The sequence below is a fragment of the Thauera sp. 28 genome (assembly GCF_000310145.2).
Lineage (GTDB): Bacteria > Pseudomonadota > Gammaproteobacteria > Burkholderiales > Rhodocyclaceae > Thauera > Thauera mechernichensis.
The window spans coordinates 25,169-37,523 of record NZ_AMXA01000024.1; the positions used below are offsets into that span (position 1 = coordinate 25,169).

The 12,355-nt window shown below is 62.0% G+C and carries 13 protein-coding genes; 3 read left to right on the forward strand and 10 right to left on the reverse strand.

The annotated features are described in order from the left end of the window. Window positions 1-4: 4 nt before the first annotated feature. Entirely contained in the window at window positions 5-973 is a 969-nt protein-coding gene (fcl, locus tag C662_RS14805; RefSeq protein ID WP_002930784.1) for a GDP-L-fucose synthase, read from the reverse strand. Window positions 974-1,010: 37 nt separating this feature from the next. Beyond that, on the reverse strand, window positions 1,011-2,144 hold the full coding sequence (gene gmd / locus C662_RS14810; protein WP_002930785.1) for a GDP-mannose 4,6-dehydratase: 1,134 nt from the start codon (window positions 2,142-2,144) through the stop codon (window positions 1,011-1,013). Between the two features lie 142 nt (window positions 2,145-2,286). On the opposite strand from gmd, the gene C662_RS14815 reads away from it, so the two are divergent. Genes C662_RS14815 through C662_RS14825 form a run of 3 tightly spaced genes read left to right on the forward strand, consistent with a single transcriptional unit; the run spans window position 2,287 to window position 5,059 of the window. Continuing rightward, window positions 2,287-3,291 (forward strand): glycosyltransferase family 10 domain-containing protein, encoded by a 1,005-nt coding sequence (locus C662_RS14815; protein WP_002930796.1) that lies wholly within the window; start codon window positions 2,287-2,289, stop codon window positions 3,289-3,291. Between the two features lie 56 nt (window positions 3,292-3,347). Then, complete coding sequence (locus C662_RS14820) at window positions 3,348-4,220, forward strand: alpha-1,2-fucosyltransferase (RefSeq protein ID WP_002930798.1); 873 nt, start codon at window positions 3,348-3,350, stop codon at window positions 4,218-4,220. A gap of 35 nt (window positions 4,221-4,255) precedes the next feature. After that, window positions 4,256-5,059, forward strand: a complete 804-nt coding sequence (locus C662_RS14825; RefSeq protein WP_002930799.1) for a glycosyltransferase family 25 protein — start codon at window positions 4,256-4,258, stop codon at window positions 5,057-5,059. Between the two features lie 4 nt (window positions 5,060-5,063). On the opposite strand, the gene C662_RS14830 is transcribed toward C662_RS14825, so the two are convergent. From C662_RS14830 to cobC, 8 genes are all read right to left on the reverse strand, one after another. Next, the gene (locus C662_RS14830; RefSeq protein WP_002930800.1) at window positions 5,064-6,116 is read right to left on the reverse strand and encodes a glycosyltransferase family 10 domain-containing protein; all 1,053 of its coding nucleotides are present in this window, start codon (window positions 6,114-6,116) and stop codon (window positions 5,064-5,066) included. Window positions 6,117-6,146: 30 nt separating this feature from the next. Beyond that, a complete protein-coding gene (locus tag C662_RS14835; protein ID WP_002930801.1) occupies window positions 6,147-6,971 on the reverse strand; it encodes a glycosyltransferase family 25 protein in 825 nt (274 codons plus the stop codon). Next, window positions 6,968-7,738 carry a hypothetical protein gene (locus C662_RS14840; RefSeq protein WP_002930802.1) on the reverse strand — a complete coding sequence of 257 codons (771 nt, stop codon included), beginning with the start codon at window positions 7,736-7,738 and terminating at the stop codon, window positions 6,968-6,970. Before C662_RS14840 ends, C662_RS14835 begins: the two co-directional genes overlap by 4 nt. Before the next feature lie 41 nt (window positions 7,739-7,779). Further along, window positions 7,780-8,904 carry a glycosyltransferase family 4 protein gene (locus C662_RS14845; RefSeq protein ID WP_002930803.1) on the reverse strand — a complete coding sequence of 375 codons (1,125 nt, stop codon included), beginning with the start codon at window positions 8,902-8,904 and terminating at the stop codon, window positions 7,780-7,782. 8 nt (window positions 8,905-8,912) lie between these two features. After that, window positions 8,913-9,506: a Uma2 family endonuclease gene (locus C662_RS14850; RefSeq protein ID WP_002930804.1), complete on the reverse strand. Its 594-nt coding sequence runs from the start codon at window positions 9,504-9,506 to the stop codon at window positions 8,913-8,915. A gap of 57 nt (window positions 9,507-9,563) precedes the next feature. Then, complete coding sequence (locus C662_RS14855; RefSeq protein WP_232433286.1) at window positions 9,564-10,484, reverse strand: mitochondrial fission ELM1 family protein; 921 nt, start codon at window positions 10,482-10,484, stop codon at window positions 9,564-9,566. Beyond that, on the reverse strand, window positions 10,481-11,650 hold the full coding sequence (locus C662_RS14860; RefSeq protein ID WP_002930806.1) for an ATP-binding protein: 1,170 nt from the start codon (window positions 11,648-11,650) through the stop codon (window positions 10,481-10,483). Before C662_RS14860 ends, C662_RS14855 begins: the two co-directional genes overlap by 4 nt. A gap of 93 nt (window positions 11,651-11,743) precedes the next feature. After that, window positions 11,744-12,337, reverse strand: coding sequence for an alpha-ribazole phosphatase family protein (cobC, locus tag C662_RS14865; RefSeq protein WP_002930807.1), 594 nt, complete (start codon window positions 12,335-12,337; stop codon window positions 11,744-11,746). Window positions 12,338-12,355 lie beyond the last annotated feature (18 nt).

The following is a 12,355-nucleotide window of genomic DNA, read 5'->3' on the forward strand; positions in this document are numbered from 1 at the left end:
CTCCTCAGATCCTGGCGGCGCCGAGATGGGCCAGGAACCACGTGTAGGTTTCGTTGAGGCCGCGCTTCAAAGAGGTGCGCGCCTGCCACCCCAGTCTCGCCAGTCGGCCAACATCCATCAGCTTGCGCGGTGTCCCATCCGGCTTGGTGGTGTCGAACACCAGCCTGCCCTCGTAACCGATCACCTCTACGAGCGTCTCGGCCAGTTCGCGAATGGTTACGTCCGTTCCCGTGCCCACATTGATGTGCGAGCGCATCGGCTCGGTCTCGCTCGCGTAGCGCTCCTGCGAGATGTTCTGCAGATGCACCACGGCCTCGGCCAGGTCGTCCACATGCAGAAACTCCCGCATCGGTGTGCCGCTGCCCCAGATCACCACCTCGGGCGCCCTCGCCAGCTTGGCCTCGTGGATGCGCCGCATCAGCGCGGGGATGACGTGGCTGTTCTCGGGGTGGAAGTTGTCGCCCGGGCCGTAGAGGTTGGTGGGCATGGCGCTGCGGTAGTCGCGGCCGTACTGGCGGTTGTAGCTCTCGCACAGTTTGATGCCGGCGATCTTGGCGATCGCGTAGGGCTCGTTGGTGGGCTCGAGCAGGCCGGTGAGCAGCGCCTCTTCCTTCATCGGCTGCTGGGCGAGCTTGGGGTAGATGCACGACGAGCCGAGGAACATCAGCCTGTGCACGCCGTGCGTGTGAGCGGCGTGGATGATGTTGGCCTCGATCATCAGGTTCTGGTGGATGAACTCGGCCGGGTAGGTGTTGTTGGCGTGGATGCCGCCGACCTTGGCCGCGGCCAGATAGACCTGGTCGATGCGCTGGGCGGCGAAGAAGGCATTGACCGCGTGTTGGTTGGTGAGGTCGAGCGCGTCGCGGCCGGCGGTGAGGATGTTGGCGTAGCCAAGCGCCTGTAGCCGGCGCACGATAGCCGAGCCGACCATGCCGCGATGGCCGGCGACGAAGATGGTGTCGGTGAGGTTCATTCTGTATGCGCGGCGCAAGCCGCGATGTTCGAGTCGATCAATTTTCAACAGCCACCGGCACATCGTGCCCATGCGCCTTCAGGAACGCATGCCGCTGCGCCACCTTGAGATCTTCGGCGACCATTTCCGCGCACATCTCCTGCACGGTGATCTCCGGTGTCCACCCGAGCTTTTCCTTGGCCTTGGCGGGATCGCCGAGCAGGGTCTCGACCTCGGCGGGACGGAAGTAGCGTGGATCGACGCGCACGATGACGTCGCCCACCTTCAGCGCGGGGGCTCTCAGTTCGCTCCCCTCGCCGTCGATGTGCTCGACCACTGCGTGCTCTTCCAGGCCCTTGCCCTCGAAGCGCAGCGTGATCCCCAGCTCCGCCGCCGACCAGCGGATGAACTCGCGCACCGAATACTGCACACCGGTGGCGATCACGAAGTCTTCAGGCTGGTCCTGCTGCAGCATCATCCACTGCATGCGCACGTAGTCCTTGGCATGGCCCCAGTCGCGCAGCGCGTCCATGTTGCCCATGTACAGGCAGTCTTCCAGGCCCTGTGCGATGTTGGCGAGACCGCGAGTGATCTTGCGGGTGACGAAGGTTTCGCCGCGGCGCGGGCTTTCGTGGTTGAACAGGATGCCGTTGCAGGCATACATGCCGTAGGCTTCGCGGTAGTTCACCGTGATCCAGTAGGCGTAGAGCTTGGCCACCGCGTAGGGACTGCGCGGGTAGAAGGGGGTGGTTTCCTTCTGCGGGATCTCCTGCACCAGGCCGTAGAGCTCGGAGGTGGAGGCCTGGTAGAAGCGCGTCTTCTTGTCCAGGCCGAGCAGGCGGATGGCCTCGAGCAGGCGCAGCGTGCCCATGGCGTCGACGTCGGCTGTGTACTCTGGCGACTCGAAGCTCACCGCTACATGCGACTGCGCCCCGAGATTGTAGACCTCGTCGGGTTGCACCTGCTGCAGGATGCGGGTGAGGTTGGACGAGTCGGTGAGGTCGCCGTAGTGCAGGACCATGCGCGGGTTGGGGGTGTGCGGATCCTGGTAGATGTGGTCGATGCGCTGCGTGTTGAAGCTCGAGGCGCGGCGCTTGATGCCGTGGACTTCGTAGCCTTTGGCGAGCAGGAACTCGGCGAGGTAGGAGCCGTCCTGGCCCGTGATGCCGGTGATGAGGGCTGTCTTGGTCATGGGGAGGGGAGCGTGACGGTTGGCTTGCGCGGAAGCGGGCTGGCGCGTGCGTTACAATCCGGCCCGAGAACGTGTGACAGGCCGCGATTATCCCACGCTCCTGTCAACGCCACAAAACCACGGCCTTGGGGCAGCTGTATCGATGAGTGAATCGACCGATCGCGGGGCAGATCTTGTCCTGCGCCTGAATATGGACATCGCCCCAGCCAGGATGGACTTGCTGAGTCCGGGAGGCCGCATGCGCTGGGGGCGTTGGAAGCTCGAGCTCAACCCGCCGTCGGGTGGTCGGGCCGATTTTTCGGTCGTTCTGGCCAACGCAAGGCCCTATGACAAGTTCCGCTGCGCACCGCAGAACACGCTGTTCATTGCGGGCGAGCCGCTTGAAAAGAAGCTCTACGCGCAGAGCTTCTACAGGCAGTTCGGGCACGTACTCGATACCCACCCGATGTCTCGCCATCCGGGCTTGATTCTGGGGGCGCCCGGGCTCAACTGGCATGTTGGGCTCGACTTGCAGACGCGCACTTACCGCTTCGGCTACGACCATCTCAAGGCTTTGCCGCGCCCTGCGAAGGACAACCGTATCTCAGTTGTATGCTCGAGCGCCAATTTTACGCCCGGGCAACGGCACCGCTTGGCCTTGCTGGATTATCTGAAGCAGCGCCTGGGTGACCGGATTGTTCACTTCGGCAGGGGATTTCAACCTGTGGATGACAAGATGGACGCGATTCTGCCTTATCGATTCCATCTGGTACTTGAGAATACTCAGGCGCCGAATTACTGGACCGAGAAGTTGGCCGATGCTTATCTGGGGTGGGCATTTCCTGTGTATCTCGGGACCCCCAATCTGGATGAGTTCTTTGCGCAGGACGCGTTCTGTGCGATCGATGGTGATGACTTCGAGGCGGCTGCGCTGCGTATCGAGCAGTTGCTTGACTCACCGGAGGCGGCCGATGAAATGGCTGCAGTTGCTCAGGCGCGTACTCGGGTGCTGGATCAGTACAACCCGTTCGCGTGGGCGGCCCACTGGGCTGAAACGCTCTATCGGCCTGGGCCTGAGTCCGATGTGGTCATCCGCATTCACAAGGCTTTTCGGCCATTTCCACGTGGCTTGATTTATCGGTTGCGTCAGGCGTTTGGCGAGAACTAGGCGATGAGGGGGCAAGTGAATTTCACGGTAAGACAACCTGGGTGGGCTGTGTTTTGATGACGGATCGGGCGCTGATTGCGATCGTCAAGGGGGGGCTGGGTAATCAGCTCTTCATCTACGCTGCAGCCAGGGCTATGGCGCTGCGGACCGGGCGGCAGTTGTACCTCGATGCGGTGCGCGGATACCTGGCCGACGATTACGGCAGAAGCTTTAGGCTGAATCGCTTTCCGATAGAAGCGGAGTTAATGCCTGAGCAGTGGCGGGTTGCATCTACGCTGCGGCACCCCCGCGCGAAACTGGTCCGGGCGCTGAACAAGTATCTTCCAGAGGCGTGGCGTTTCTATGTGGCTGAACGCGGTGATACGCGACCCGGCGCGCTTTGGAATCACGGACGTAACGTAAAACGCGTCACGCTCATGGGGTATTGGCAGGATGAGGCTTACTTCCTGGATTACGCCGAACTGCTACGCAGGGAGCTAGGGCCGCCCATGCCTGATGCTCCCGAGGTTAGAGCTCGTGGGGAGCGCTTTGCGGGCACGGAGTCGGTGTTTCTCCACGTCCGTAGATGCCGCTATTCGCCGCTTCTCGATGCAGGCTACTACCAAAAAGCGGTTGATCTGGCCTGTGCAGAACTGAATAAGCCCGTCTTTATGATTTTTGGAGACGATATCGAATGGGTCGTAAATAACATCGACTTCCGTGGAGCTGGCTACGAACGGCAGGATTACGACGAAAGTGATGAACTTGCAGATCTTTGGCTAATGACGCGTTGTCGTCACGCGATCATTGCGAACAGTTCCTTCAGTTGGTGGGCGGCGTGGCTTGGCGGAGCTGCGGGGTCGGGGCGACATGTCTGGGCACCGGGGCAGTCTGGATTGGCGCTGAAGTGCGCAAAGAGCTGGGAGGCCGTGGATGCACAGCCAGAGTGACATTGCACGAGCCGCCGAGGTTCAGAGAAGAAAAGATGAATAGCCGAGAATTTGATGTTTTCGTTGTGAATATGGCTCGGAGTCGCGACAGGCTCGAGCGCATGTCGGCTTTGCTTGAGGACACAGGGCTGAGCTTTGAGCGATTTGAGGCGGTGGATGGTTCTGTAGAAGATGTTTCGAAGTGCTATGACAGCGCGAAACAGCTGAGTTCAGGTTACCGCGACTTGTCACGGGCTGAGCTTGGCTGCTACCTGAGTCATGTCAGGTTGTGGGAGAAGGCAGCGGAGCGTTCATCTGGATTTGTCGTTGTTCTTGAAGATGATATAGATATCGAGGGGGGGATTGCTCAGTTGCTTGAAGGAGTTGCCGGTCTTCAATGCTCTTGGGATCTGATCAGGTTGGCAGGCCTGGGTGAGGTGCCTTACGTAAGGCTGGGCCATCTCGATCAAAACCATGAGCTGGTTGCATTGATGAGAGGCTCTACAGGGACCCAGGGGTACTGCATTTCTCCTGATGGAGCTCGTAAGCTGCTGGCGAAGGCGCTGCCCATAACGATGCCCGTCGATGTCTATATCGACTACGACTGGATATCCGGCATTCAGACTTTGGCGATCATGCCCTACCCCGTTCAGGAGAACAGAGAGATCTCATCAACGATAAGCGGGCAGCGAGTTGCATCAAGCTCGTCTCATCAGCAAGCTGGTATTTCCATGGGGATGAAGTACAAGATGATGCGTTGGTTAAGGAAGCGGCGTATTGCGATCTTAAAAACGGCCCGTTATCCCATCCTTTTCATCTGGGCGTTAGTCTTGCGAGGGCGAGTTGGTCTGAAGTTTTAGTGGTCTAGTTTTTTAGGCGATTAATCTGCTTTTCGATCAAGTACCGCAAGGCATTTATTGGATTCTTGTTGACTCGTCGTCGGCTCTTGATCGTTGCGGAGCGTGAGACGAGGCTTGATCTCGAAGGTGTATGGTGCTCATTCACGAGTCTCGCAATGGTTGCGATAGTGCCATATTTTTTGAGAACGAGATTTCTGCTCTCAAGAATGGCAGGTAGCCTTTTCTCGTACCAATTTTCGCGGATCGCCTGCTCCAGGAGCTTGGCTGTGCCCTCGGGGTCGGTTATATCGATAAGGACAAAGCTCTCCGAAGGGAAGTAGTCGTGAAGGTTCGTGCAGCCGTAGTAGAACGGCAGACAGGCGCCAAGAAATGCATCCGCGAGTTTTTCGGTCCAGTGATGGGGGCCAGAAAAATTCTCGATAGCGAGGTGATAACGGTAGTCGTCAAGTGCATCTGCTTTGTCAATGAGCGGCCTTACGCCGTGGCCGTAAATGTCGATTGAGGGCAGTTTCGCCTTGAGTGCCTGGGTGAAGTCGTAGCGCGCTCGGTGCAGGGTGTTGCCTTGTCGCTTGGACGAGCAGACGGTCGAGACATCCAAGGTTTTCTCGGTCGGAACGTGACTGACGAGTGTGTCGTAATCGCAGCGGGGGGGCGTGTCTGCATAGAACCAGATCAGCGCGGGTTGCTCGAATATCTGACCGGGGTGATGGCCCAAGGCCCAGCTTTCCTGTGACGACAGAATCCACTGATATTGTTTGAGATAAGCTCTGCCGTAGATCTTGATTGAAGAGGGCTCTGTTGTGATCAGCAGTGTGTTGCGCGGGTCGCAGGCGAGACGCTCTTCCCATAAGGGGTGCCGCTCGCCTGCGATTGAGGGCAGGTCATCATATACAACCAGCCAATCGTATTCCTGACAGTGGCGGTCAAATATGAACGTGCAGTTTCCCCAGTGCTGAAGATTGCCAGGGAACATTTTTAGCCAGCCTTCACCGTCGTGGCCGGGTTTGTACTTACTGAGGAACTTGATGCGGATTTCCGCGCAGGATGTTAGCGCCATCTTTGGCAATCTGTGCTCGCTTGCAGGTTATCAAAAGCCGCGATGTCGTTTGACCCATCCGCGGCCTGCATCGTAAATGCCCTCCAGTGTGAACAGACTGCGTCGCAGCGCGCGTCCGATGGCATAGGATAGCGCGGTGGATCCCGGTTGCGGCAGGGCAGTCACATGGAGATTCTCGTAACTACGCCCCGTTATGTCGGAGATGCCGTCCCTCTGGGTGACGATTGACGTGCTGATGGCTAGTACAGTCAGCGTCTTGGACAGGGTGCGTGCATACCAGCGGTCAATCGCGCGGTTGCGGGTCAGCCATTTCCAGATGGTGCGCTCAGTGGGAAGTTTGGCCAGTAGGGTGGAGTAGGCGCTTTCGTTGACGACATAGGCATGTGCTGCATTACACCCATAAATTTCGCATAGCTGATAGTGCTTTGGGAGTTGTAAGCGCTTCATGAATGGTCCGATGGGGTCTGCGTAGCCGAGATAGCAGATGTCCCATTGGAGCGTATTCAGGGCTTGTTCAATTGAGGTGAGTAGGTCGTCGAAGTCAGGTTCAAGCTGGATGTCGTCTTCGAGGACAAGTACTCTTTTCCAGCCGTTTCTCGATGCATGCTCGATTGCTGAGCGGTGCGAAAGCGCGCAGCCGGCGCGGCCTGCCCAAGTCTTGTCGCGCTTGCGACCATGGAAGAAGGGTTTCTCTCCAAAGCCAGGAAGAGCGACGCCCTTCACTGCGGACAAGCGTGTGGGTACCAGAGGGCGTAGTTGATCTGCGGCCTGATCCAGGAAGCTCTGCCACCGATCGGTGCGCTCGTCGAGGTTGATGACCAAGACGCCGTCGGCAAGGCGCGATGCAGCGCTCATCCCTGTTCACTCCAGTACTTTGACAGCCATGGGGCAGGGCGGATGTAATGGTGCGGCTTTCCGTCCGAGTAGCCAGTGATCGCCTCTGCTGGGTCAGGTCGCCCATGAAAGACCAGAATCCGGCAGTCTGGCGCAACTTTTGGAGTGACGAACAGATTCAGTGGGAAGATGGGGCGGCAGTTCCACTTGTAGCTCTGCACCCATTCCTCGGGCCACCAGTTCACCTCCTTCATTGCGTGGGTGAGGAAGGCTTGTTCAGTGTTGAACATACGACGGTCTTCTGCCTGCGCCATTTCGCGCAGAAATGTCTCATACACCTCGTTCGATTTCCCCGCATCGAAGCGGAAAACCGACGAGTTGCCCACCGCAGGGCGACGGCCGAGCAGCTCTTTGCGGCGGCTCACCCAGTTATGGATGATGCAGTACTCGCCCGGCTTGTAGTCGAAGAAACAATCGAGCTTGCCCATGATGATTAGGTCAACATCCATGAACAGGGTTGGGCCCTGCAGGTTGCCAAAGCCGTCTTGAAGCACCAGAAGCTTGACGAGGATGTCAGGCCAGCCGCGCTTGACGCCCGGGTTTTCTGGAAACGGGATAATGCGGATAGCGGGGTCGAGGCCTGTACGGTCGTCGGTGCAGCAGTGGAAAAGAAAGGGGCGGTCCAGGTTTCTCGAAACTGAACGGTAGAGGGTATTGACGTAGTGCGCGCCGTAGCGTGTGCCCCATTTGAGGCAGAGGATGTTCACCGGGTCTGGGCGAGTGGTCACGAGCAGTCGCTTCCTTTGTTGTCTCTGGGCTGTCTTGAATATCAGGTCAGGCTTGAGTATAGCGACAGGGTCGCCGATTGCATTTCGTCCAGCAGGTAACGGAAACTGGGGCTAACCGTGGTGTTCAGTCCGGTAAGTGCGTGTTTGATGCTGCGGGCAGCGCCCTCCAGATCCCCCTTCGCCACAGCCCCCTGCGGAAACAGCGCCGCCAGAATTTCCGCCACCCCCCCATGCGCATACCCCACCACCGGCCGCCCCATCGCCAGCGGCTCCAGCACCGTGCGCCCGAACGACTCCGGTGTGCTCGACAGGCTTAGCACGCAGTCCGAGATCGCATAGATTTCGCGGACGTCGCTTCGATGCCCGGTAAACACGATGCGCTCACCCAGCCCTTCGGCCTGCACGCGCTCGCGGATTTCCTTCGCGTAGCCGGGCCGCTTCGGGTCATCGCGGCCGACGATCAGCCCGATTACGTCCAGTCCGTCCGCGACCAGCTTGCCGATGAGGGTGATGAAGTCGTGATGTCCCTTCAGCCGCGTGAGCCGCCCCGGCAGCGTCAGCACCTTGCGCTGGCCGATCTGGGGGAACTCGGCGTGGAAGCGCGCCAGCCACTCTGAAGATGGCTGGTAGTCGCATGGAAACTCCGCCGGGTCGATGCCGCGCGGGATTACCGTGATGCGGTCATCGGTGAGATGCGGCCAGTGCGCCGGCGGGTAATGCGTGCGGATGTAGTCGCGCACCGTGTCGCTGACCGCGATCACGCGCTCGCCAGCGCACATGATGGCGCTGTAGCGGCTCACCGAGTGCATGCCGTGCACCGTGGTGACGAAGTGCGGGCGCGTGTCCGCCGGCATTCCACGCCAGGCGAGCCAGGCCACCCAGGCGGGCAGGCGCGAGCGCGCATGGACGATGTCGAAGCGCTCGGCCTCGAAAAGCCTGCGCAGCGCGCGGTACTGCAGGAAGGTGGTCGGCGACTTGCGCCCGAGGTCGAGCGTGATGTGACGCGAGCCCTCGCGCTGCAGCTGCTCGACCAGCCGCCCGCCCTTGGACAGCACCACTGATTCATGCCCGGCCGCGACCAGCGCGCGCGCGATCTCCAGCGTGCCGCGCTCGACGCCGCCGCTGTCGAGCGCGGGGAGCAGTTGCAGGACCTTGAGGGGTTTCATCGCTCGGTTCAGTACTCCGGCTTTGGCAGACGCGCCACGAGCGCATCCCACGCGATCGACACGCCCGGCAGCACGCCGATCGGGGTCTCATCTTTCAGTTCGTAGATCTCCGGGCGGCCGTACTGGCCGTTTTCGAGCACATAGACGGTGAGCGTGCGGTCGCCCGGATGCACCAGCCAGTATTCACGCACGCCGGCGCGTTCGTAGGTGCGGCGTTTGGCGATCTGGTCGTGGGCGGCGGTGCTGGGGGAAAGTACCTCAAGCAGCCAGTCGGGCGCGCCGCGCACGCCGCGGCGGTCGATCTTCGCTTGGTCGCACACCACCAGGACGTCGGGCTGGACCACGGTGTCGATGGCAGCGTCGGTTTCGTCCGCGCGCGGCAGGCGGACGTCGACCGGGGCGATGTAGGGGCGGCAGGGCTGGCCGTCGAGCTGGTTGGCCAGCTGGCGAAACACCTCGCCCGCGACTTCCTGATGCTCGATGAGCGGCGCGGGCGCCATCAGGAAAGCTTCGCCGTCGATGAGCTCGTAGCGCGCGTCGTCCGGCCACGTGAGGTAGTCGGCGTAGGTGTGGTGCTTTTCCTCTTTCAGTGCGAGACCCATGGCGGTGCCCCTGGCGGGTTGCGGCGATGTCCGTATTCTAGGCGATCGCGCCGCGCGCTATTGCGGCCATCGAGACAGGACCGCGTCCGCGACGCGGTCGGCCTCGCGCAGAGGCGTTGGTGGCGTGTGCAGCCGGCCCTCACGCTGCCAGCCCGCGAAAGGCGTAACGAAACCCTCCTGCTGCAGCTGCGCCACCCCGGCCGTGATACGCGTCTCGCCCAGCCGCGGCACCGCGAGCAGGCCGGTGGCGGCGCCGGCGGTGAGGCTCTCGTACACCATGGATACGCTGTCTTCCGTCACCCAGGCCTGGGCACTGCGTGCCACCTGCGCCATCGCCCAGCCGGGCGGGGTGTCGGCCACCGGCCGCACGTCGACTCCGCGTTCGCGCAGGGTGAGCAGGGCGGCTTCCGTTTCGGCCGGCGTGCGCCGCGAGGTGGTCAGCGTCCACCGCATGCCGGGCGTGGCGGCGAGGATGGCGTCGATCTGGGCGAGCAGGCCGTGGGTGTCCCAGCCGTGGTGTTTCGATGGACCGCCGATCAGGAACAGCCCCGTGTCGGCCTCGCGTTCGGCGCTGGGACGGGCGGTGTTGAGCACGCCGCGGGTGGCGAGGACATTGGTGCGGGCGGGCGGCTCGTCGTGCTGCGGGATCACGCACAGATCGAACCAGCCCAGCGGCAGGCTGGGCCGCATCAGCGCGACCAGCTTGCCGCCGCGTGCGCGCCGGGCGGCGAGGCCGGCGAGGTGGGTGCGGTGGCCGGCGACGAGGATCAGGTCCGGGGCGGGCAGGTCTGCGCCGGCTGGGAAGCGGCCCCCGAGCCATTGCCACAGCGACCTGCGCCCGGCTGGCGCGTCGATCCAGTGCGTATCGACCGCCGTGCGCGCTGCCAGCGCTTGCGCCAGCCCCTGCAACTGGCTGCGGTGGCCGGGCTTGTTGTCGGTGATGAGCCAGAGGGTGAGCATGAGTGTCGTGCTACTCATCGGGCGGATACGTCCCGCTTGGCGAAGGTTTGCCAGCCGAGTGCGAGGCAAGCCTGGCGTTCATATTCCCCCTCGCCTCCGTAGATGATCCACGGTGCCAGGGGGCTGCCGCTCAATTTCTGCCACTTCAGGGCGGAAGCCGGCCAGTCGCTGGCGAAGGTGTGGCCAGACTTGATTTCCACCGCCTGCAGACCGTCCCGCGTCTCGAACAGCAGGTCCACCTCATGGCCCACGTTGTCGCGCCAGAAGTAAAGGTCGGCGGGGCGGCCCGCATTGAACTGCTGTTTGATGAATTCGGAGACGACCCAGGTTTCGAACAGCGTGCCGCGCATGGCGTGGGTGGCGATCGTCTCGGCGTCGCGGATGCCGAGCAGCCAGCACATCAGGCCGACATCGAGGAAGTAGAGCTTGGGTGTCTTCACCAGGCGCTTGCCGAAGTTCTCGAAGTAGGGCGGGATGCGCGCCACCAGATAGCTGGCCTCAAGCACGGACAGCCACTCGCGCGCGGTGACCGCGGTGATGCCACAGTCGGCACCGAGCGCGCTCAGGTTTAGCAGTTGGCCGGAGCGTGCGGCACACATGCGCACGAAGCGCTGAAACTGGGTGAGGTCGCGTATCGCGATCAGTTGGCGGACGTCGCGCTCCAGGTAGGTGGCGACGCAATTGGCGAACCATTCTTTCGGGCTCAGGTCGCGGTCGTACAGGGCGGGGTAGCCACCCTTGAACAGCATGTCGTCGAGGCGCGCGGGCAGGCGAGCAGCCGCGGCGAGCTCCTGGGTGGAGAGCGCGAGCAACTCGACTCGGCCCACCCGGCCCGCGAGCGACTGTGTCATGCCCGAGACGAGCTCGAACTGCTGGGAGCCGGTGAGCACGAAGTCACCCATGCGCTTGCGCGTGTCGACGATGCCCTGCAGCCATGACAGAAGCTGAGGGCAGCGCTGAACCTCATCGAGAATGGCGCCGTCCTCGAAGCGGGCAAGAAAGCGCCTGGGGTCGGATTCGGCAAACTCGCGCTCCTCCGGGTTCTCGAGCGAAACATACGCCTTGTCGGCAAAGGTTTGCTGAGCGAGCGTGGTCTTGCCGGCCTGGCGCGGGCCGGTGATGGCGATTACGGGGAAACCACGCGCCAGGCGCTGAAGGGTCGAGAGAGCCGATCGCGGGATCATCTTACAAATCTAAAGTTGAAGTTTAGATTTGTAAGATAGGTGGTGTGTGCGCATGTCGCAAGCTGGAAGGGCCACTTCACTGCGAGCGAAGCTTCAGCGATTGAACCACTTCAACACCACCCCCCAACGCTCGACGTCGATCCGCGTCACCTGCCCGCAGCCGAAGTCGAGCCCGATCCAGCGTTCGGGCGGCATGCCCAGCAGGTGCCCGGCGATTGCGCGCAGCGGCCCGCCATGGGCTACCACGACCACCGCCTCCGGTAATGGGGGACAGACCCCAATTTCCGCGGAAATCGGGGTCTGTCCCCCATTACCCGTTGCCTCCTCCAGCCACGCCAGCACCCGCGCGGCCATCTCGCGCGGCGACTCGCCGCCCGGTGCGCGAAAGCCGAGCGGGTCAGCTGCCCAGTCGTCGATCGCGCGACCGATGTCGGCGAAGCTGCGGCCCTCCCAGTCACCGAAGTGGATCTCCTTGAGGCGGTCATCCTCGCGCGGCGTGCCGAGCGCTTCGGCGAGCAGGCGTGCGCGCGCGAGCGGGCTTGTGTGCAGGGCGAAGGTTTCGGGCAGCAGCGGGCGCAGGCGCTCGGCGACGGTGGCCGGGCATTCGGCAAGGCCAAGGTCGGTCTGGCCATAGCAGATGCCGGGCGCGACAGCGGGACGGGGGTGGCGGATGAGATGGAGTTGCATGGGCGTGGAGAGGCTGAG